The 20,840-nt window shown below is 71.1% G+C and carries 16 protein-coding genes; 10 read left to right on the top strand and 6 right to left on the bottom strand.

Translation table 11 applies throughout. The features are described from left to right. Positions 1 to 100: 100 nt before the first annotated feature. The 4 genes from TNCT6_RS10210 (at position 101) to TNCT6_RS10195 (ending at position 4,253) form a co-directional block, all read left to right on the top strand. The gene (locus tag TNCT6_RS10210; RefSeq protein ID WP_141358767.1) at positions 101 to 295 is read left to right on the top strand and encodes an SPOR domain-containing protein; all 195 of its coding nucleotides are present in this window, start codon (positions 101 to 103) and stop codon (positions 293 to 295) included. Positions 296 to 337: 42 nt separating this feature from the next. Continuing rightward, on the top strand, positions 338 to 766 hold the full coding sequence (locus tag TNCT6_RS10205) for a (deoxy)nucleoside triphosphate pyrophosphohydrolase (protein WP_141358765.1): 429 nt from the start codon (positions 338 to 340) through the stop codon (positions 764 to 766). 147 nt (positions 767 to 913) lie between these two features. Then, positions 914 to 1,366, top strand: a complete 453-nt coding sequence (locus tag TNCT6_RS10200) for an ATP-binding protein (RefSeq protein WP_141358763.1) — start codon at positions 914 to 916, stop codon at positions 1,364 to 1,366. Between the two features lie 274 nt (positions 1,367 to 1,640). Next, positions 1,641 to 4,253, top strand: a complete 2,613-nt coding sequence (locus tag TNCT6_RS10195; protein WP_141358761.1) for a SpoIIE family protein phosphatase — start codon at positions 1,641 to 1,643, stop codon at positions 4,251 to 4,253. A gap of 20 nt (positions 4,254 to 4,273) precedes the next feature. On the opposite strand, the gene TNCT6_RS10190 is transcribed toward TNCT6_RS10195, so the two are convergent. Then, on the bottom strand, positions 4,274 to 6,037 hold the full coding sequence (locus TNCT6_RS10190) for a hypothetical protein (protein ID WP_141358759.1): 1,764 nt from the start codon (positions 6,035 to 6,037) through the stop codon (positions 4,274 to 4,276). Between the two features lie 602 nt (positions 6,038 to 6,639). Between TNCT6_RS10190 and TNCT6_RS10185 the strand changes: the two genes are divergently transcribed. Beyond that, positions 6,640 to 7,710, top strand: coding sequence for a hypothetical protein (locus TNCT6_RS10185; RefSeq protein ID WP_253266398.1), 1,071 nt, complete (start codon positions 6,640 to 6,642; stop codon positions 7,708 to 7,710). 19 nt (positions 7,711 to 7,729) lie between these two features. Further along, positions 7,730 to 8,068, top strand: coding sequence for a hypothetical protein (locus tag TNCT6_RS10180; protein ID WP_141358757.1), 339 nt, complete (start codon positions 7,730 to 7,732; stop codon positions 8,066 to 8,068). Here TNCT6_RS10180 and TNCT6_RS10175 read toward each other — a convergent pair. From TNCT6_RS10175 to TNCT6_RS10160, 4 genes are all read right to left on the bottom strand, one after another. Next, entirely contained in the window at positions 8,065 to 8,835 is a 771-nt protein-coding gene (locus tag TNCT6_RS10175) for a succinate dehydrogenase/fumarate reductase iron-sulfur subunit (RefSeq protein ID WP_141358755.1), read from the bottom strand. The two genes, TNCT6_RS10180 and TNCT6_RS10175, sit on opposite strands and share 4 nt — an antisense overlap. Further along, the gene (locus tag TNCT6_RS10170; protein ID WP_141358753.1) at positions 8,832 to 10,775 is read right to left on the bottom strand and encodes a fumarate reductase/succinate dehydrogenase flavoprotein subunit; all 1,944 of its coding nucleotides are present in this window, start codon (positions 10,773 to 10,775) and stop codon (positions 8,832 to 8,834) included. The genes TNCT6_RS10175 and TNCT6_RS10170 overlap by 4 nt, the downstream gene beginning before the upstream one ends. Positions 10,776 to 10,800: 25 nt before the next feature. Then, positions 10,801 to 11,637, bottom strand: a complete 837-nt coding sequence (locus TNCT6_RS10165) for a hypothetical protein (RefSeq protein WP_141358751.1) — start codon at positions 11,635 to 11,637, stop codon at positions 10,801 to 10,803. Between the two features lie 80 nt (positions 11,638 to 11,717). Next, on the bottom strand, positions 11,718 to 12,005 hold the full coding sequence (locus TNCT6_RS10160) for a hypothetical protein (RefSeq protein WP_141358749.1): 288 nt from the start codon (positions 12,003 to 12,005) through the stop codon (positions 11,718 to 11,720). 329 nt (positions 12,006 to 12,334) lie between these two features. Between TNCT6_RS10160 and TNCT6_RS10155 the strand changes: the two genes are divergently transcribed. Continuing rightward, the gene (locus TNCT6_RS10155) at positions 12,335 to 14,593 is read left to right on the top strand and encodes an ABC transporter family substrate-binding protein (RefSeq protein WP_141366291.1); all 2,259 of its coding nucleotides are present in this window, start codon (positions 12,335 to 12,337) and stop codon (positions 14,591 to 14,593) included. A 67-nt stretch (positions 14,594 to 14,660) separates the two neighbouring features. On the opposite strand, the gene typA is transcribed toward TNCT6_RS10155, so the two are convergent. Next, the gene (typA, locus tag TNCT6_RS10150) at positions 14,661 to 16,568 is read right to left on the bottom strand and encodes a translational GTPase TypA (RefSeq protein ID WP_141358747.1); all 1,908 of its coding nucleotides are present in this window, start codon (positions 16,566 to 16,568) and stop codon (positions 14,661 to 14,663) included. Between the two features lie 288 nt (positions 16,569 to 16,856). Here typA and TNCT6_RS10145 point away from each other — a divergent pair, with 288 nt between their 5' ends. The 3 genes from TNCT6_RS10145 (at position 16,857) to TNCT6_RS10135 (ending at position 20,816) form a co-directional block, all read left to right on the top strand. Then, entirely contained in the window at positions 16,857 to 17,447 is a 591-nt protein-coding gene (locus tag TNCT6_RS10145) for a hypothetical protein (RefSeq protein WP_141358745.1), read from the top strand. A 597-nt stretch (positions 17,448 to 18,044) separates the two neighbouring features. Next, the gene (locus tag TNCT6_RS10140; RefSeq protein WP_141358743.1) at positions 18,045 to 19,700 is read left to right on the top strand and encodes an ABC transporter substrate-binding protein; all 1,656 of its coding nucleotides are present in this window, start codon (positions 18,045 to 18,047) and stop codon (positions 19,698 to 19,700) included. Positions 19,701 to 19,889: 189 nt separating this feature from the next. After that, positions 19,890 to 20,816 (top strand): ABC transporter permease, encoded by a 927-nt coding sequence (locus TNCT6_RS10135; protein WP_253266065.1) that lies wholly within the window; start codon positions 19,890 to 19,892, stop codon positions 20,814 to 20,816. Positions 20,817 to 20,840 lie beyond the last annotated feature (24 nt).

Below are 20,840 nucleotides of genomic sequence, written 5' to 3'. Positions count from 1 at the left end.
TAGGCTCAGGCATATGCGGAGTGCGGTTTCCTCAACGGGCGGGACGCGGCGGGGGCCGGGAGCCGGACGCACAGGGGCGGGAAGGAGCAGTGGGGGCGCGATGAACGACAGCACGATCACCCTTCCCTGGCTCGTCGTCCGGCAGGACGACAACGGCAATCGGTACAGCGTGGGCCGGTACGCCACCCGCGCCGAGGCCCAGAAGATCGCGGAAAGCCTCGACGGTCCGGACACCCAGCTGTACTGGGTCGAGCGGATCGGGCAGAGCGCCGGCGGTGCGGGCGGCGACGGCTGACCCCTTCGCCGGACGCAGGCCCGCTCCCGTAGGCTCCGGCGCATGAGCGAACGGATCGTGGTGGTCGGTGCCGCCCTGCTCGACGGCGGCCGCCTGCTCGCCGCGCGCCGCAGCGCGCCCGCCGAGCTGGCCGGCCGTTGGGAGCTGCCGGGCGGCAAGGTCGAGCCCGGTGAGCGGCCCGAGGCCGCTCTCGTACGCGAGTTGCGCGAGGAGCTCGGCGTCGAGACCGAGGCCGTCGAGCGGGTGCCGGGCAGCTGGCCCCTGCGACCGCCGTACGAACTCCAGGTGTGGACCGCGCGGCTGCGCCCCGGCTCCGCCGACCCCAAGCCCCTCCAGGACCACGACGACCTGCGCTGGCTCACCCCGGCCGAGATCTGGAGCGTCCCCTGGCTGGACCAGGACGTGCCCGCCGTGCGGCAGACCCTCACCCACCTCGGAGTCGGCCCGACGGACGGCGCCCCCGGGGCGTGAGAGTCATCGTGTGCTCCGTCAAAGTCCGGGGCGCACGGGAGACGTAGGGCGTGCGCCGGGTACGCCGTTCGTGCCACACCGCACCGTCGCGAGCGGTAATGCCCCCTGGATGCCGGGTATGTCCCCTTTAGTCCTCTGAAACCGGACATGGGTGGGCTCGCCGGCCCGCGAGGTGATCGGCGTGCCTGGGAAGTGAACGGCGTGATCGACACCGATGGCGACACCGCCGAGTGGACCTTTCCCGCGGATCCCGGCGCGGTGCGCACGGCCCGCGCCGCCGTCCGCGGCAAGCTGCGCAGCTGGGACATGGACGCGCTCGGCGACACTGCGGCCCTGCTGGTGAGCGAACTGGTCACCAACTCCCTGCGGCACGCGACCGGTCCCATCGGCGTTCGGCTGCTGCGCCGCGCGGACCTGCCCAAGCTGCTGCTGGTCGAGGTCTCCGACCCGCTGCCCGACCCGCCCCGCGAGCGTCCGGCCCGCCCGGACGACGAGTCCGGCCGCGGCCTGCAACTGCTCGCTTCCACCTCCCGCCGCTGGGGCACCCGGCCGGACGACGCCGGCAAGACGGTCTGGTTCGAACTGGCCGTCCCGGGGTGAGCGGAGCGGTGGACGGGCCGTGCGCGGAGCCCGCCGGACAGCCCCCGCCGCGCAGCGGCCGGCGGCGGCCGGCGACGGTTGTCCGCGAGCGGGATTCGACCCGGTCCTGCCTGGTTAGAAGACTGATGGTGTTGTCGCAGGCCCGGACCGGAAAGCATCGGGATGGTCCTGTGATCGTGAACACCGTGTTGTGCGGCGCCGTAGTGCTGGATACTGCGGGCAGCCGCCCCCGGTGACCGGTGCCGGACGCGGTGAGCTGGAGGGGACGGTTCGCGTGAGCGAGATACCAGCGAAGGCCACGGAGTCCGAGGACCCGTCGGACGGCGCGATGGCGGGGTCCGCGGGCGGCGGTGCGGCCGACGGGGCGCCGTCCGGGGACGCCATGTGGCAGAGCAGCCCGCCCGGCTCGATGTACGACTACATCAAGGTCGCCTCCTTCTCCATCGGCCCCGACGGCCACGTCGACCAGTGGAGCCTGCGCGCCGAGCGGCTCTTCGGCATCCCCGCCGAACGCGCCGTCGGGATGGACCCCATCGAGGCGTTCGTCGACCCCGACCTGCGCGAGCACGGCCAGCGCAAGATGGCCGAGATCCTCGACGGGCGGGAGTGGACCGGCGTGGTCCCCTTCCGGATCCCGGACGACGAGGACGGCCGGCGCGGTGAGGAGGGACTCGCCGAGGTCTACGTGATGCCGACGACCACGGTGGAGGGCGACAGGGCCGCCGTGTGCACCGTCGTCGACGTCCGCACCCTGCGGCGGATCGAGACCGACCTCGCCGCCTCGCAGGCGATTTTCGGTCAATCCCCGTTCGGTTTCCTGCTGATCGACACCGACCTCAAGGTCCGCCGCGCCAACGAGCGGTTCGCCTCGATCTTCGGCGGCTCGCCGGACGACCACCGCGGCAGGGGCGTGCACGACTACCTGCCGCGCGGCGAGGCCGAGCGGGTCACCGCCACCCTGCGCCGGGTACTGGAGAACGGGCAGTCCATCACGGACATGCACGTCTCCGGCTTCGTGCCGGGAACCGACGGGCGCCGCCACTGGTCCGTCAACCTCTACCGCGTGCACAGCGGCAGCGGCCGCACCATCGGCATCGCCTGGCTCGGGACCGACATCACCGCCCGCCGCGACGCCGCCCGTGAGGCCGCCGCCGCGCGGCGCAACCTCGCCCTCCTCAACGAGGCCGGCGCCCGCATCGGCAACTCCCTCGACCTGGAGACCACCGCGCGCGAACTCCTCGACGTCGTGGTCCCCGGCTTCTGCGACCTGGCGACCGTCGACCTCTACCAGGGCCTGCTGGTCGGCGACGAGACCCCGCCCGGCCTCGCCGACGGCAGCGCCGAACTGCGCCGCGTCGCCTTCGCCAGCGCGGTCTCCGGCGCGCCGTTCGGCGGCACCGGCGCACACGTCGAACTCGGCGCCGTCCTCCGCTACCCGTTCAACTCGCCCCGCGCGGACGCCCTGCGCACCGCCCGCCCGACGACCGTGCCCGGTGAGGACGGCGGTCTCGTGCAGACCACGCTGGCCGTGCCGATGGTCGCCCAGGACACGGTGGTGGGACTCGCGCAGTTCGCCCGGACCAAGGGCAGCGAGCCGTTCGGCCAGCGCGACCGCGACCTCGCCGTCGAACTCGCCGCGCGCGCCGCCGTCTGCATCGACAACGCCCGCCTGTACCGGCGCGAACACGAACGCGCTCTGATACTGCAGCGGTCCCTGCTCCCGCCCGGCGACCCCGAGGCCTCCGGTCTCGACATCGCCTGCCGCTACCTGCCCGGCAGCGCCGCCACCGGCCGGCCCAGCGAGGTCGGCGGCGACTGGTTCGACGTCATCGAACTCCCCGGCCACCGCACCGCGCTGGTCGTCGGTGACGTCATGGGCCGCGGTCTGCGCGCCGCCGTCGCCATGGGCGAACTGCGCACGGCCGTACGCACGCTGGCCCTGCTCGACCTGGAACCGGCCGAGGTCCTCTCCCAGTTGGACGAGATCGCCCGCGGTCTCGGCGCGCCCGGCGGTGTCCAGCAGGCCACCCGGGCCGCGCGCCGCCCCCGCGAGGCCGACCTCTCCGAGGTGTACCTGGCGACCTGTATCTACGCCGTCTACGACGCGGTCACCCGGCGGTGCACCTTCGCCAACGCCGGCCATCTGCCGCCGGTGCTCGTCGAACCCGGCGAGTCCGCGCTGATGCTGGACGTGCCGCCCGGCATGCCGCTCGGGGTCGGCGGCGAACCCTTCGAGGAGGTGGAGGTCGAACTCCCCGAGGGCGCCCTGCTGGCCCTCTACACGGACGGCCTGGTCGAATCCCGCGACCACCCCCTGGACGAGGGCCTCCAGGCCTTCGTCGGCGCCCTCACGGACCCCTCCCGCCCCCTGGAGGACGTCTGCGACCACATCCTCAACACGCTCGGCTCCCACCACGGCGAGGACGACATCGCGCTGCTGATGGCCCGCGTCCAGGGCCTGCCCGCCGAGTCCGTCGGCGACTGGGCCCTGCCGCGCGAACCCCGCAGCGTCGGCCGCGCCCGCGAGTACGCCCGCGCCCAGCTGACCGCCTGGGACCTCGAACCGCTGATCGACACCACCGAACTCCTCGTCAGCGAACTCGTCACCAACGCCCTGCGCTACGGCGAGGGCGAGATCAGGCTCCGCCTCCTGCTCGACCGCACCCTGGTCTGCGAGGTGTGGGACTCCGGCCTCGTCCAGCCGCGCCGCCGCCGTGCCCGCGACACCGACGAGGGCGGCCGCGGCCTCCAGCTCGTGGGCCTGCTCAGCGCCGCCTGGGGCTCCCGCCGCACCCCCCGCGGCAAGACGGTCTGGTTCGAACTCCCCCTGCCCGACGGGGAGAACGACCTGATCGACCCGGCGGAGGCGCTGCTGAGCCTGTTCTGACCGCTCCGCCCGGCCACCGTCTACGCCGCCGGTCCCGGACGGCGACGCCCCCGCGTCCGCGGGCCGCCGTAGCAGGCGGGCGGACCGCCGTCGGGATCCTCGGCCAGGAGGATGCCGCCGAGCACCGCTCCGGTGGCGCCGGCGGACGGGTCGGTGGTGGCGGTGCACGGGTTGCCGTGCAGGCGTACGTCCTGTTCGGCGAGGTCGTGGGCCTGGCGGGCCAGGGTGTCGGAGGTCTGTGGGTCGGTCGGGAGGAGGCGCAGCGCCTCCGACAGCCGGATGCGGGCCGTGGCGCCGACCGCGGCCCGGTGCGTGCCGACGAAGTCGTCGGCGGCGGCGACGGCGCTGCGGGCGACGAGTTCCTCGGCGGGCGCCAGGACACCGGCCCGCCGGGTCCCGGTCGGCGCGGTCGCCCGCACGATCCGCCGCAGCGTGGCCAGCGGGTCGTACGGCCCCGCGGCGGGCTCGGCGTGTACGCGTACGTGGGCCAGCTCCAGGTCGGCGTGCGTGACGCGGGCGCGCAGCTCACCGGCGGCGACGTCGACGGGGACGGCCGCCGAGGGAGTGCCCGCCGCGAGGGCGGGTGCCTCGTCCGAGGCGGTGGCCGTTTCCGGGGCCGGGCCTTCGGCCGTGCGCTGCGCGGACTTGCGGGACTTGGCCGACTCCGGGGTGGGCGCGGTGGCGCGGTCCGGGTCGCCGGTCAGTTGCGCGGTGGCGGACTCGGCCGCTCGCCGGATCGCCTCGAGGTCCGCCTCCGCGCCGCCGAGCGCCGCCGGTACGAGTCGCTCGGCGGTCGACAGCTCCTCGGCCAGCCGTTCGACGCCGTGCACGAACACCGCGATCTGGGCGATCGCTCCCTCGGCCACGCGCAGGTGACAGGCCGCAGCCCGGGGGTTTCCCGAGTCCGCCGACTGGCGGGCCCGGTTCAGTCGGGAGGTGGCCAGCAGCAGGCGGTCCTTGGCCTGCTCCACGTGTCCCGTGACGGACGCGACGGCCGCCGGCCCGTACCGTTCGCGGAGCGCGGCGACGGTCGATGCGGCGGTCCCCGTGCGCCCCGCCAACTTCCGGAACCGCGCCTCCGCGACCTCCAGCGCCTCACCCGGTCCCCGTTCCAGGCCGCGCAGTTCGTCGAACGCGGCGGCCTCCGCGTCCAGCAGCCGCCCCGCCTCCTCACAGCGTCCGACCACGCCGGCCAGCGCCTGTTGCCGGGCGGCCGCGTCCTCGGGGACCCCGTGGTCGTAGCGCTCCCGCATCCGGCAGGCGGCGGCGAACTCCGCCTCCGCCTCCCGCACCGCCCGTGCGAACGGCTCGACGGCCGCCGCGCCGAACCGCGCCTCGGCGAAGCCGAGTTCCTCTCGGCTGGTGCGCACCCAGTCGTCCGCGAGGCGGATCAACTCTGTTGATCTACCGTCGAGTTCATCGGGCGGCGGCGGCGGTCGCCACGACGCGGAGGGCGGGGCGGGGCCGCCGCCGGGGGTCGTACGGGTCCTGGACCGCCGGGTCCGCCGGACGTACCCGTATCCGGCGAGCACCCCCGCCGCGCCCACCGCCACGAGCGGCAGGGCGAGATAGCCCGGCGAGGTCTCGTCGTGCCGCTGTGCGGCGGTGGCGGTCACCGGAGGGGTCCGGGGGAGCGCAACCGCGGCGTCGCTGTTGATCGTCATCCCCGGAAGCACCAGCCACACCAGGCCCGCCGCGCCACACAGCACGCTGTGCGCGATCCGTCCCGGCGGGCGGCGTGTCGCGCGCCGCGGCCGGGCCGCCCGGAACACCGATGCCGTCACATTCGGGAGCGTATGACCGCCCGAGCGGGCACGCGACCGGGGCTGCGGCACTGGTGGGGCCGACGGGACGCGGCAACGCGGGAGGGGACACCGGCATGAAGAACACCACCGGCAGACAAGAAACGTCCGGCCGGGAAAGCACGACAGGCACGCCTGGTGGCGAGGCCGCGTCCGCTACGGACGACACCTCGGGCGGGCGGAGGACCGCCGGCGCGGAGCCGGCGTCCGACACGGGGAGCGCGAGCGGTACGGGTGGCGGCAGTGGCAGGCACGACACTGCCGGAGGGGGAAGCGGGACCGCCAGGGCCGGTACCACCGGTGCGGAGAATGCCTCCGGTACGGATGACATCACCGGCGGGCGGAAGACCGCCGGCGTGGAGCCCGCGACCGGCGGGGTCAGTATCACCGGCGGGGAGGACGCGTCCGGCACGGACGACCCCGCCGGTGAGCGAGAGACCACCGGCGCGGAAAGCGCGACCGGCAGGGACGACAGCACCCGCGCGGGGAGCGAGACCGGCAAGGACGGCGGCACACGCGCGGCGAGCGCGTCCGGTACGGGTGGCACCGTTGCCGGGCGAGAAGCCGCCGACGCGTCACGCGCCGTGGACACGGCGCGCACCGACCCCGATCCGGGGCGCGCGGGTCCGCCGTCCCGGCGGCGTCGTGGGCTGCGCTGGGTCCGTCGTGTCGCCCTCGGTGTCGTCCTGCTGCTGGTGTTGCCGCTGCTCGCCGCCGAGACCGCCCTGCGGGTGAACTACACGGGCGACCCCGCCGACGGGACGTACACCAGGGGCCAGGACGCGATCTGGCTGGGCCACGCCTGGGTGGACGGCAGGAAGACGGACGCCGATGTCGCGGCTCTTGCCCGGCGCCTGCGCGGCACCGGCATCCGCGACCTCTACGTGCACGCGGGACCGCTCGAACACGACGGCACGCTCCCCAAGTCATCCTATTCCAAAGCTGGTTGGCTGATTCCGACCGTTCACCGAGCGCTGCCCGGCGTACGTGTGCAGGCGTGGCTCGGGGACGAACTGGCCACCGAGAGCCCGGACGGGATGCGGCTGGAGCGGGCCGCGACGCGCGTGGCCGTCGTCACCTCCACCCGCGAGATCCTGGCGGACGGTTTCGACGGCGCCCACTTCGACCTGGAGCCGCTGCACTCCGGCGACCGCGACTACCTCGACCTGCTCGACGACCTGCGCGCCGTCACCCGCGCCCACGGCGTCCCCCTGTCCGTCGCCGCCCACCAGATCGACCCGCTGCCCGCCTTCCACTCCGTGTGGGGCACGCTCACCAACCACCCCAAGTGGTGGTCGCAGGCGTACTTCGCCCAGGTCGCCCGCCGTGTCGACCAGATCGCCCTGATGTCGTACGACACCATGCAGCCGCTGCCCAGCCTGTACGGCGGCTACGTCGCCCAGCAGACCTCCCTCGCCCTGGAGGCCACCCCGCCCACGACCGACCTGCTGATGGGCCTGCCGTTCTTCCACGACAACCGCTTCGGCCACCGCGCCTCCGCCGAAACGGTCCCCGCCGCCGTCCGCGGCGTCCGCCTCGGCCTCTCCCGCACGGACGCCGGTCGCGAGCGCTTCGGCGTCGCGCTGTACGTCGACTTCGCCGCCACGGAGGGCGACTGGACCGCATACCGGGACGGCTGGGTTCGACTGTCATGATCACGACGCTGATGGGAGAATGACCGGTATGGAGTGGATGGCGATGGGGACGACCGCGCTGGCCGTCGTGGCCGTGACGGGGGTGGCCGTGATCGGGATCGCGGCGATCACGACCGGTTGGGTGCCGCCGGTCGGCTGGAAAAAGGTCCTGCGGCCCAAGCAGTGGGGGTACGGCTCACTGACCGCCGCCGTCGGCATGGGCGCGTTCCTGGGCCTCGGTCCGCTCAGCAGCAGGCCGGCCGCCCACTTCAACCTCGCGCTCGTCGGCTTGGCCGTGTTCTTCCTGGGCACGTTCCTCCAGCACCTGTCCCAGCGCCCCCGCACGGACTCCCTGAACCGCCCGCAGGACGGGGCCTAGGACGACCGCCGCCCGATCTTCGAGCCCAGCCACACCAGCGGGTCGTACTTGCGGTCGACGGCCCGTTCCTTCAAGGGGATCAGCGCGTTGTCGGTGATCCTGATGCCCTCGGGGCAGACCTCCGTGCAGCACTTGGTGATGTTGCAGTAGCCGAGCCCGTGGTCGTCCTGGGCCGCGCGCTTGCGGTCCAGGCCGGTGTCGGCGGCGGCGTCCAGCGGGTGCATGTCGAGTTCGGCGACGCGCATCAGGAAACGCGGGCCCGCGTACGCCCGCTTGTTGTCCTCGTGGTCGCGCACGACATGGCACACGTCCTGGCACAGGAAACACTCGATGCACTTGCGGAACTCCTGCGGCCGGTCCACGTCCTCCTGGAACATGCGGTACTCGCCGGGACCGAGACCGTCCGGCGGGACGAAGGCCGGAACCTCGCGCGCCTTGGCGTAGTTGTAGCCGACGTCCGTCACCAGGTCACGCACGACCGGGAAGGTCCGCAGCGGGGAGACGGTGATCGTCTCCTCGGGCTCGAAGACCGACATACGGGTCATGCACATCAGCCGGGGCCGCCCGTTGATCTCCGCAGAGCACGAACCGCACTTGCCCGCCTTGCAGTTCCAGCGCACGGCGAGATCCGGCGCCTGGGTGGCCTGGATCCGGTGGACGATGTCAAGGACCACCTCGCCTTCGTTGACCTCGACCGCGAAGTCCTCCAGGCCCCCGCCCCGAGCGTCACCCCGCCACACCTTGAAGCGGGCCTCGTAGCTGCTCACTCGTACAGCTCCTCTTCGGTGAGGTACTTGACCAGCTCCTCCTTCTCGAAGAGGGCGAGCAGGTCGGGGCGGATGGGTTCGGTGGTCTCCCGGGAGAGGGTGATCTGGCCGCGTACGGGGTCCGTCGCCGCCAGCCCGCCCGTCGGGTCGGTCAGCCGGCACAGCAGGTTGATCCGGCGCCAGGCGCGCTCCATCGACGGGCAGTCCTCCCGGGTGTGCCCGCCGCGCGACTCCGTGCGCTCCAGCGCGGCGCGCGCCACGCACTCGCTGACCAGCAGCATGTTCCGCAGGTCGAGCGCGAGGTGCCAGCCGGGGTTGAACTGCCGGTGCCCCTCGACCCCGGCGCGCCGCGCCCGTACCCGCAGTTCGGCGAGCTTCTTCAGCGCCTGCTCCATCTCGCCCTCGCGGCGGATGATGCCGACCAGGTCGTTCATGGTCTGCTGGAGTTCCTGGTGCAGGGTGTACGGGTTCTCCGGTGGCCCGCCCGCCGGTTCCCCGTCCTGACCGCCCTCCGCCGAGAACGGCCGCAGCGCCTCCGCGGCCGCCGCGTCCACCTGGGCGCCGTCCACGGCCGGGCGTTCGCGCGCCGCCCCCCGCGCGTACTCGGCCGCGTGCCACCCGGCCCGGCGCCCGAACACCAGCAGGTCGGACAGCGAGTTGCCGCCGAGCCGGTTGGAGCCGTGCATACCGCCTGCGACCTCCCCGGCCGCGAACAGCCCCGGCACGCCGCGGGCGGCCGCCGTGTCGGAGTCGACCGCGATGCCGCCCATGACGTAGTGACAGGTCGGGCCGACCTCCATCGGCTCCGCCGTGATGTCGACGTCGGCCAGCTCCTTGAACTGGTGGTACATCGAGGGCAGCCGGCGGCGGACGACCTCGGCCGGCATCCGCGTCGACACATCCAGGAACACCCCGCCGTGCGGTGAGCCGCGACCTGCCTTGACCTCGGAGTTGATGGCGCGGGCGACCTCGTCACGGGGCAGCAGCTCCGGCGGGCGCCGGTTGTTGTCCGGGTCCTCGTACCAGCGGTCCGCCTCCTCCTCCGACTCGGCGTACTTCTCCTTGAAGACGTCGGGGATGTAGTCGAACATGAACCGCTCGTCCTCGGAGTTGCGCAGCACTCCGCCGTCGCCGCGGACCGACTCGGTGACGAGGATGCCCTTCACCGACGGCGGCCAGACCATGCCCGTCGGATGGAACTGCACGAACTCCATGTTCAGCAGCGGCGCCCCGGCGAGCAGCGCGAGCGCGTGTCCGTCGCCGGTGTACTCCCACGAGTTGGACGTCACCTTGAACGACTTGCCGATGCCGCCGGTCGCGATGACGACCGAGGGCGCCTCCAGCACGAAGAAGCGGCCGGACTCGCGCTCGTAGGCGAAGACCCCGCAGACGCGGTCGCCGTCTTTGAGGACCCTCGTCACCGTGCACTCCTGGAAGACCTTCAGACGGGACTCGTAGTCCCCGGTCTCCCTCTTGTCCTCCTGCTGCAACGAGACGATCTTCTGCTGGAGCGTCCGGATCAGCTCCAGGCCCGTACGGTCGCCGACGTGCGCCAGGCGCGGGTACTCGTGCCCGCCGAAGTTGCGCTGCGAGATCCGGCCGTCCTTCGTACGGTCGAACAGCGCGCCCCAGGTCTCCAGCTCCCACACCCGCTGCGGCGCCTCCTGCGCGTGCAGCTCGGCCATCCGCCACTGGTTGAGGAACTTGCCGCCGCGCATGGTGTCGCGGAAGTGGACCTGCCAGTTGTCGTGCTCGTTGGCGTTGGCCATGGCCGCCGCGATGCCGCCCTCGGCCATCACCGTGTGCGCCTTGCCGAACAGCGACTTGCAGATCACCGCGGTACGCGCCCCGCGCTCGCGCGCCTCGATCGCGGCCCGCAGCCCGGCGCCGCCCGCGCCCACCACGACGACGTCCCACTCCTGCCGGTCCACCACGGACATCACAAGGCCCCACTCGTCGTACTCATCAGAAGAACCGCGGATCGTCGAAGGCGCCGGAGGCGACCAGGAACACGTAGAAGTCGGCGAGCGCCACGCTGAACAGCGAGGCCCAGGCGAGCTGCATGTGGCGGGCGTTCAGCCGGCTCACGAACTGCCAGAGGCGGTAGCGCACCGGATGCTTCGAGAAGTGCTTGAGCTTGCCGCCCACGATGTGCCGGCAGGAGTGGCAGGAGACCGTGTACGCCCAGATCAGCACGATGTTGGCCAGGAAGACCAGGGTGCCGAGGCCCATGTGGCCCCAGCGGTAGTGCTGGTCGCGGAAGGCCAGCACGGTGTCGTAGGTCAGCACGCCGGCGACCAGGATCGCCGCGTAGAAGAAGTACCGGTGGACGTTCTGCAGGATCAGCGGGAAGCGGGTCTCACCGGTGTACTTGCGGTGCGGCTCGGCGACCGCGCAGGCCGGCGGGGACGCCCAGAAGCCCCGGTAGTAGGCCTTCCGGTAGTAGTAGCAGGTCAGCCGGAAGCCCAGCGGGAAGATCAGGATGATGATCGCCGGGGAGATGGCCCACCAGCTGCCGAACAGGTCGGCGTTGGGTCCCGCGTGCATGGTCCGGCAGTTCTGCGCCAGACACGGCGAGTAGAACGGCGAGACGTACGGCGCCGCGTAGTAGTGCGCGTTCGCGAAAGCCCGCCAGGTCGAGTACACGACGAACGCGAGCAGTCCGGCCGCGGTGGCGGCGGGCGCCAGCCACCAGCGGTCGGTCCGCAGATGCCGGGCAGCGATCGAGGCCCGCCCGGGGGAGCGGACACCGCCGCCGAGCGGATGGGGTTGTGTGCCGGGAGGTTCCGTACCTGTGGCCAATGCGGGACGCACCTTCCTGTCGGGCTCGCCTCCGGGGCACTGGAGCCGGTGCCGAGCCCCTTCGGGTCATGCGCGGTCGGTTAGGGGGCGTGGCGGTCGCGGGCGCCGAGTCCCTCGTCGTCCGAGTCCGTCCACAGGGAAATGTCGTAGGGAGCGTCGGAGATGGTGACGAGCGAGGGCCGCTGGGGGGCGGCCTGGCTCTGGGAGGTCTCGCGCAGCAGGGCCACACTCTCCCGCAGGTGGTCGGCGTCGGTACGCACGCGGCGTATCTCCAGCCCGCCACCGAGTTGCTGCTCCAGTCGGCCCACCGACCGCAGCAGATCGTCGAGGGCTCGCTGGACCGACGTCAGGTCGTCGTGCACGGACATGACGTGACCTCGCTTCCATGGGCGTACAGCCCTAGGCGGCAACGTTCATGCGCCTGCGAGTGTTGCGCGTCACACCTGTCGGTGGGAAGGGATGTGCCGCGATTGGCGGATTGCACATCCCACACGCACGCCCGCACGCGCTCTGTGTGCGCCGGGAACGACCTGCGCCGAACGGGTGACCTTCCGGACCCGCTCCGCCGTGTCGCCTCCGGCTGACGAACCCTTTCCTCTTCAGTGGGCCGTAGATCTGATGAGCACCAAAATACCGCCAAATGCGATCAAACCCCACCCGTGCCACCGGCGGGAGCGGCTCCACGGAGGTAGCGCAGATGTCCTACGACGGTGTCGGTCCGCGCGCGGTCATGCGCTCGGTCGCCTTCCTGACCGCGGGCGCCCTCGCGGTGCCCCTCCTCGCCGGCTGCGGCTCGGACGACGAGGGCAACAAGCCGCTGGCCGCCCAGGACATCGCACCCGCAGCCCGCAAGCAGATCGCCGACGGAGGCAGGCTGCGCTGGGCGGTGGACGCGATGCCGCAGACGCTGAACGCCTTCCAGGCGGACGCCGACGCCGGCACCACCCGCATCGCCCAGGCCGTGCTGCCCACCATGTTCCGGCTCGACGCGAACGGCCACCCGCAGCCCGACGCCGACTTCCTGGAGTCCGCCCGGGTGGTCGAGACCGAGCCCAAGCAGGTCGTCGTCTACCGGCTCAACCAGCAGGCCGTCTGGAGCGACGGCCGCGAGATCGGCGCCGCGGACTTCGCCGCCCAGTGGCGCGCCCTGTCCGGCAAGAACTCGGCGTACTGGACCGCCCGCAACGCCGGATACGACCGCATCGAGAAGATCGAGCGCGGCGCCAACGACCTGGAGGTCCGGGTCACCTTCGCCCGCCCCTACGCCGACTGGCGGTCGCTGTTCTCGCCGCTGTACCCGAAGGACGTCATGGGCACCGCGAACGCCTTCAACGACGACGCCCGCAGGAAGCTGGCGGTCAGCGCCGGACCGTTCGCCGTGCAGAAGATCGACACCAAGGCCAAGGACATCGTCCTCGGCCGCAATCCGCGCTGGTGGGGCCGCCCGGTCAAGCTGTCCGAGATCGTGCTGCACGAGGTGCCGCGCGACAAGCGGGCCGCCGCCCTCGCCGAGGGTTCCGTGGACGTGGCCGACATCGACCCCGCCGACGTCCCGCGGATCACGTCCGCCGGCGCCCGGGGCGGCAGCCCCCTCCAGGGCCCGGCCGGCGGCCGCACCGCCGCCAGGGCGCTGCTCTCCTGGGCGGTGCTGCACGGATCCGACGAGCAGGCCGCCGAGCGCGAGCGCCGCGCCCTGGCGGCGGAGCGCACGTCGCTCACCACGTACCCGCGGCAGCAGCAGGTGCTGCGCGACTTCCAGGTGCGCAAGTCGCTGGAGCCCGCGTACACCCAGCTCGCCCTCAACGGTTCCGAGGGCCCCCTGGCCGACGAGCGCGTCCGCCACGCGGTGGCGCACGCGCTGGACCGCAAGGAACTCGCCGAGATCGTCCTGAAGCCGCTCGGCCTGCCCGCGGTCCCGGTCGGCAGCCACCTCGCCGTGTCCGGCCAGAACGCCTACGCCGACAGCAGCGACGCCCTCGGCGGCCAGGACACCGCCCAGGCGCGGGACCTGCTCGCGGACGCCGGCTGGGTGCCAGGGCCGGTCAAGGAGCAGAAGGACCCCAAGGAGTCCAAGGAGCCCAAAAAGGGGGACAAGGCGGCCGGCGGCGACGGCCACGGCTCACAGAACTCCGCCGGGGACGGCGACGGGACGCACCGCGTCGGCCAGAACGACCACGTGGAGGACGGCAAGGCACCCGGCCCGAGCGAGCAGGAGCGGGACCACAAGGACCAACGGGAGCAGCGAGGGCCGGGCGACGAGGGCGCCACGCAACTCGCCCAGGACGGCAGACAGTATACGAACGACCATCTCAAGCAGGGCGGCGCGCCCGGCGCCTACGCCCCCAAGGGCACCGCCGCGCCGCGGCCCGGCGCCGCCGCCGGGCCGCTGGCCAAGGACGGCAAGCCGCTCACGCTGCGCTTCGTGGTTCCCTCCGGCCCCGGCTCGGACACGCTGCGCAAGGTGGCCGACCGGGTGACCGCCATGCTCAAGAAGGTCGGCGTCGGCACGGAGATCACCAGGGTCCCCGACGAGAGCTACTTCCGGGACCACATCGCCTCCGGGCAGTTCGACCTCGCGCTGTACTCCTGGCCCGCCTCCGCCTGGCCGGCCACCGACGCCCGCCCCATCTACGCCAAGCCCGTACCGGCCGCCGACGGCTCCCTGAACGTCCAGCAGAACTACACCCGCGTCGGCACCGACCAGGTCGACCAGCTCTTCGACCAGGCCATCACCACCCTGGACGAGGACGAGCAGGCCGGCCTGCTGCGCAAGGCCGACGCCCGCATCTGGGCGGCGGCCGGTTCGATCCCCCTCTACCAGCGCCCCCAGCTGACGGCCGTCCGCAAGAACCTCGCGAACGTCGGGGCCTTCGGCTTCCAGACCCCCGTCTACGAGGACATGGGCTTCCTGAAGAAGGGGGCACAGCCGTCGGGCGGCGGGTCGCCGAAGGGCTGACGCCGCAAACACGCCGGCAGGCGCCGCTCCGGAGAGCGGCGCCTGCCGGTGACGTTGTGCCCGAGGGTCAGGCGTGCTTGGCGCGGCTGGCGGCGCGGGCGCGGTCGCGCTGGTCGAGGACGACCTTGCGGATGCGGACCGCCTCCGGGGTCACCTCGACGCACTCGTCGTCGCGGCAGAACTCCAGCGACTGCTCCAGGGAGAGCTTGCGCGGCGGGACGATCGCCTCGAACGAGTCGGCCGACGACGACCGCATGTTGGTGAGCTTCTTCTCCTTGGTGATGTTGACGTCCATGTCGTCGGAGCGGGAGTTCTCACCGACGATCATGCCCTCGTACACCTCGGTGCCCGGATCCACGAAGAGCACGCCGCGCTCCTGGAGGTTGGTCATCGCGAAGGCGGTGACGGCGCCGGAGCGGTCGGCGACCAGGGAGCCGTTGTTGCGGGTCTGCAGCGTGCCGAACCAGGGCTCGAAGCCCTCGTGGATGGAGTGGCCGATGCCCGTGCCGCGGGTCTGGGTCAGGAACTCGGTGCGGAAGCCGATCAGACCCCGGGAGGGCACGACGAACTCCATGCGGACCCAGCCGGAGCCGTGGTTGGACATGTTGTCCATCCGGCCCTTGCGCACGCCCATGAGCTGCGTGACGGCGCCCATGTGCTCCTCGGGCACGTCGACCGTCATGCGCTCGACCGGCTCGTGAACCTTGCCGTCGACCTCCTTGGTGACCACCTGCGGCTTGCCGATGGTCAGCTCGAAGCCCTCGCGGCGCATCTGCTCGACCAGGATGGCCAGCGCCAGCTCGCCGCGGCCCTGGACCTCCCAGGCGTCGGGGCGGTCGGTTTCCAGTACGCGCAGCGACACGTTGCCGATCAGCTCGCGGTCCAGGCGGTCCTTGACCTGGCGGGCGGTCACCTTGCGGTCCTTGACGGCCGCCTTCGCGTCGGCGCCCTTGCCGGTGCCGCCGCGGCCGACCAGCGGGGAGGTGTTGGTGCCGATGGTCATGGAGATCGCCGGCTCGTCGACCGTGATCAGCGGCAGCGCGACCGGGTTCTCGGTGTCCGCCAGGGTCTCGCCGATCATGATGTCCGGGATGCCCGCGACGGCGCAGATGTCACCGGGGCCGGCCTTCTCGGCGGGCTTGCGGGTGAGCGCCTCGGTCATCATCAGCTCGGAGATCCGCACGTTCTGCACGGAGCCGTCGCGCTTGATCCACGCGACCGTCTGGCCCTTGCGCAGCTCGCCCTGCTCCACGCGCAGCAGCGCGATACGGCCGAGGAAGTTGTCGGCGTCGAGGTTGGTGACGTGCGCCTGGAGGGGGGCGGCCTCGTCGTAGACGGGGGCCGGGATGTGCTGGAGGATCGTGGAGAAGAACGGCTCCAGGCTGCTGGAGTCGGAGGGGACCGTGCCGTCCTCCGGCTTGGTCAGCGAGGCGATGCCGTCCCGGCCGCACGCGTAGACGATCGGGAACTCGATCTGGTCCTCGTCGGCGTCCAGGTCCAGGAACAGGTCGTAGGCCTCGTTGACGACCTCGTCGATGCGGGCGTCGGGCCGGTCCGTCTTGTTGATGCAGAGGATCACGGGCAGCCGGGCCTGGAGGGCCTTGCGCAGCACGAAGCGGGTCTGCGGCAGCGGGCCCTCGGAGGCGTCGACGAGCAGGACGACGCCGTCGACCATCGACAGGCCGCGCTCGACCTCACCGCCGAAGTCGGCGTGGCCGGGGGTGTCGATGATGTTGATCGTGATGGGCTCCCCGCCGTCCTTGGGGTGGTACTTCACCGCCGTGTTCTTGGCGAGGATCGTGATGCCCTTCTCACGCTCCAGGTCGTTCGAGTCCATCATGCGGTCGTCGACCTGGTCGAGCTGGTGCGCGGCGAAGGCGCCGGCCTGCTTCAGCATGGCGTCGACGATGGTGGTCTTGCCGTGGTCGACGTGGGCGACGATGGCGACGTTGCGGATGTCGTGGCGCGTGGCCATAGTGAGGCGTACTCCCGAAGTGTGCGGACGACCTGCGCGTACGTCGGTGTTACGCGGGCCCTGCCGGGCGGGACACGCCACGGCCTCACCCCATGGTACGGGTTTCCATCACCCCGCCGTCGTCCCAGACCGGCGCGAAGGCCGCAACCGGCCGCAAGCTCAGGTTTCCCTCAAGTCGCTGGTGCCCCTTGGATCACGACTGTCTACTTTGACCCGGCCTCGTCATTCGGCGAGGCGGCCGCCCGGCCGGGACCAGCCGGCCGGGCCAGTTGAAACGGGGAGAAGACAGTGACCAAGAGGTTTGTCTCGGCGGTGGCGGCCACGGGTCTGGCCGCGGCGTCGATCGTGGTGCTCGGTCCGGTGACCTCGGCCAGCGCCAAGCCCCTGGTGTGTGAGCCGGGCTACAAGTCCGCGACCTGGTCCAGCCTGAGCAACGCCTGGGTGATCACCCACGCCAAGCAGATCAACATCCCCAGCGGAGGCACCGGCACCTACACCAAGTCCGCGACCTACCGCAGGACGGTCAGTTCCGGCCGGGAGATCACCGGCGGGGCCAGCTACTCGGCCAGCTGGGTCATCTCCAGCATGGATGCCCATGTCTCCGGGACCCTGACCAAGGCGGGGGAGAAGACGAAGGAGACGAGCGAGTCGGTCACCTTCAACTTCAACAAGCCGGGGACCTACGTGGTCTTCAGCGGTGTCAAGAAGGCCTCCGGCTACTACAAGGCCAAGACCTGCAACAGCAACGGCACGGACTGGACCAAGGTCGGCTACGGCAAGGCGCGCAGCTGGAACGTCCAGGCGGAGGGCGCCGTCAAGTGCAGCGAGAAGCCGAAGAGCGGGACCGCGAAGCTCGCGGCGAAGAAGGGGTACTGCTGACCCCTGGGTCCTGTCGGGCCCGCTGATCGGGGCGCACCACGCCCGGCCGCGGCCGGGGTTCCGCAAGGAGCCCCGGCCGCGGTGCGTTCGCGGACGGGACCAGCGGATAGAGGGTTTTCCCTAGGGAGCGGCCGGGGGGCCGCTCAGGGATCGCATCAGCGACTCCGCGGCACTAGGGTGGCGCAAATGTGCCTGCCCTTCGGTGGGTGTGTCCCGGTTCATCCCGCTCGCGGTGTCGCGAGCACGACTTTGCCGGCGGACGCAACTGATTTGCCGTCACGTTGTCCGCTATCCGGACACTCGATCCCGATAGTTGTGTAACAAGTCCGTTTCGCAGGGATCTTTCGCCAAACGGTTTGTCCGGATTTTGGAAGATGTAGACATCAGGTGTGATCGAACCGAGACCAAATGGCAGTGGTCCCACCGGTGAGCAATGGCAGATAGTTAGGCGCGTAGAGCTCGGGTCGACGGGTCATGCGCTGCAGGAGGCGCCGACTCACGAGCGTTGCGGGTGCATCCGACCTTCCCCGTTCTTCGTGTCCGCGGGATGTCGTGTGCTCCGCCTTGCGGTGAACATAGGACTCAGAGGAGGAACCCATGCGTGGTGCCAGGAGCGCCAAGTGGGTCGCTGGTGCAATCGTCATAGCCCTGGCTGCGACCGCTTGCGGAGGCGGCGACGACAGCAGCAGCGGCGGCAGCGGCAAGGGCTCCGGCAAGGACGGTGGCTCCTTCCGGATGGGTATCACCGAGCCGGTGGCCATTGACCCCTACAACGCCCAGGAGTCCGAGGGCATCCTCGTCACGACCAACCTCTTCACCGGTCTGTACCTGCCGACCGCCGACGGTCAGGTCGTTCCGGCGCTGGCCACCTCGAAGAAGGTCAGCTCCGACGGCAAGACCTGGACCTTCGGCATCAAGAAGGACACCAAGTTCACCAACGGCGAGGCCGTGGACGCCGAGTCCTTCATCCGCGGCTGGAACCGCGTGGCCCAGAAGTCGGCCGCCTCCGACGTGGCCTACCACATGGCCGGCATCGAGGGCTTCGGCGACGTGCAGTCCGGCAAGGCCAAGACCATGACCGGCCTGAGCGCCCCGGACCCGAACACCCTCCAGGTGAAGCTGTCCGAGCCGGACTTCGAGTTCTACATCAAGCTCACCCACACGGTCTTCAGCCCCGTCCCGAAGGTCGCGGGCGACGCCAAGAACAAGGCGTACAACGACGCCCCCATCGGCAACGGCCCCTTCAAGATGTCGGGCAAGTGGGAGCACAACAAGTCGATCACGCTCGTCCGCAACGACGACTACGGCCTGACGAAGGCGCACCTGGACAAGGTGCAGATCGACATCCTGAACTCCAACAACGGCGTGACGCTGGAGTACCAGGGCTTCGAGTCGGGCCAGTACGACTGGGCCCGTATGCCCACCCCGCAGCTGCCGGCCGCCAAGGCCAAGTACGACCCGCAGGGTGAGTGGCTCGAGCAGGACACCAACGGTATGAACTACCTCCTGCCGATCACGGACAACGGTCCGCTGAAGAACGCGAAGGCGCGCGAGGCCGTCTCCTACGCGATCGACCGGGACGCCATCATCAAGGGCGTCTTCCAGAACATGCAGAGCAAGTCGACGACGATCCTGCCGCCGGCGTTCAAGGACGTGTACCAGAAGGACCTGTGCACCTCCTGTGTCGCGCAGGACAAGGCCAAGGCCAAGCAGCTCGCCAAGGAAGGCGGCCTGAAGCCGGGCACCACCATCGAGCTCGGCTACAACACCGGTGCGGGCCACGAGGAGTGGATCCAGGCCGTCAAGCAGCAGCTCGAGGAGGTCCTCGGCGTCAAGGTGAAGGCGACCGGCAAGCCGTTCGCCGAGCTCCTCGGCGACCAGCAGAAGCCGAACGCGACCGGCCTGTACCGCTTCGCCTGGGGCGCGGACTACCCGACGCCGGACAACTTCCTGTACCCGCTGCTGGACACCGCGTCGATCAACAAGGACGCCTCCGGCAAGGTCACCGGTGACAACCGCGGCCGCTACAGCAACAAGAAGTTCGACGACCTGCTCGCCAAGGCCCGCGCCACCGAGGACCAGGCCGGCCGCAACGCGATCTACAAGGAGGCGGAGAAGGTCGCCATGGACGACATGGCCCTGATCCCGCTCTGGAACCGTCACCAGCTGCGTCTCGCCAACACCAAGAAGTTCGACAACATGGCGATGGACTTCCACGAGGACCCGAACCTCGCTGAGATCAAGCTGAAGTAACGGGTCGCCGCGCACGGCGCGGAATCCGGAAACCGGGGGTCGTGGGGTTCGAGCTGGGGCTCGGACACCGCGACCCCCGCCGACCGTCGGGAGGGGTGTGATCCACCTCTCCCGCCCCCACCCCACCCCCCCACATTCCGGGGCGCGAGGGAGCTGCTGAGGAAGTGGCAGCAAGGTAGAGAGGCAGTTATGGGAAGGTACGTGGTCCGCAGGCTGGGCCAGCTCGTCGTGGTCGTGCTCGGCGCGACGATGATTCTGTTCGCCTGCCTGTTCGTGATCCCCGGCGACCCGGTGGGTCAGATCGCCGGCAGCGACAAGGCGCGGGACCCGGCCGTCATCGCGGAGATGCACAAGCAGTACGGACTCGACAAGCCGCTGGTCGTCCAGTACGGGACGTACGTCGGCAAGCTCGTCACCGGCGACCTGGGCACGGACTACACGCAGAGCCGGCCGGTGACCGAGATCCTGGTCCCGAAGCTCGGGAACACCGCGAAGCTGGCTGTCGCAGCCATCGTGATCGACATCGTCATCGGCATCTCGGTCGGCGTGCTCGCCGCCATGCGCAGATACTCCGTCTGGGACGTGTCGGCGACCTTCCTCACGACCCTGGCCATCGGTGTGCCGTCCATCGTGCTCGGCATGATCATGCAGCGCGTCTTCGTCATCGAGCTGGGCTGGTTCCCGCTGATCGCCGGCGACAGTCTCGACGCCATCGTCCTTCCCGCCGTGACCCTCGCCATCATCGACGCGGCCCTCGTGGCCCAGCTCGCGCGCAGCACGATGCTGGAGGTACTGCGCGCCGACTACGTCAAGACGGCCATCGCCAAGGGCCTGCCCCGCCGGACGGTGCTCGCCCGGCACATCATGCGCAACTCGGTCATCCCGGTGATCACCTACCTGGGAATCTCCTTCGGCTCGCTGCTCGGCGGCGCCATCATCACGGAGACGATCTTCAACTGGAACGGCATCGGCCTCGCGCTGATCCAGGCGATCCAGCAGAACAACAACCCCATCATCGTCGGGGTGGTGACGATCAGCGTGGCGGTCTTCGTCGTGCTGAACCTGATCGTCGACCTGCTGTACGCCGCTCTCGACCCGCGCATCCGCCTTGCCTGACCCGCAGGGTCGTTTTCCTCTAGG

Source organism: Streptomyces sp. 6-11-2 (genome assembly GCF_006540305.1).
Taxonomy (GTDB): domain Bacteria; phylum Actinomycetota; class Actinomycetes; order Streptomycetales; family Streptomycetaceae; genus Streptomyces.
The sequence above is the reverse complement of the archived record's forward strand: the minus strand, read 5'-3'. Positions and strand labels throughout refer to the sequence as shown.

Bases quoted from the DNA above. Each gene is read 5' to 3' on its own strand.
- TNCT6_RS10210 (WP_141358767.1), top strand. From the start codon at position 101: ATGAACGACAGCACGATCACCCTTCCCTGGCTCGTCGTCCGGCAGGAC.
- TNCT6_RS10205 (WP_141358765.1), top strand. From the start codon at position 338: ATGAGCGAACGGATCGTGGTGGTCGGTGCCGCCCTGCTCGACGGCGGC.
- TNCT6_RS10200 (WP_141358763.1), top strand. From the start codon at position 914: ATGGGTGGGCTCGCCGGCCCGCGAGGTGATCGGCGTGCCTGGGAAGTG.
- TNCT6_RS10180 (WP_141358757.1), top strand. From the start codon at position 7,730: ATGACCGGTATGGAGTGGATGGCGATGGGGACGACCGCGCTGGCCGTC.
- TNCT6_RS10170 (WP_141358753.1), bottom strand. From the start codon at position 10,775: ATGTCCGTGGTGGACCGGCAGGAGTGGGACGTCGTCGTGGTGGGCGCG.
- TNCT6_RS10160 (WP_141358749.1), bottom strand. From the start codon at position 12,005: ATGTCCGTGCACGACGACCTGACGTCGGTCCAGCGAGCCCTCGACGAT.
- TNCT6_RS10155 (WP_141366291.1), top strand. From the start codon at position 12,335: ATGTCCTACGACGGTGTCGGTCCGCGCGCGGTCATGCGCTCGGTCGCC.
- typA (WP_141358747.1), bottom strand. From the start codon at position 16,568: ATGGCCACGCGCCACGACATCCGCAACGTCGCCATCGTCGCCCACGTC.
- TNCT6_RS10140 (WP_141358743.1), top strand. From the start codon at position 18,045: ATGCGTGGTGCCAGGAGCGCCAAGTGGGTCGCTGGTGCAATCGTCATA.
- TNCT6_RS10135 (WP_253266065.1), top strand. From the start codon at position 19,890: ATGGGAAGGTACGTGGTCCGCAGGCTGGGCCAGCTCGTCGTGGTCGTG.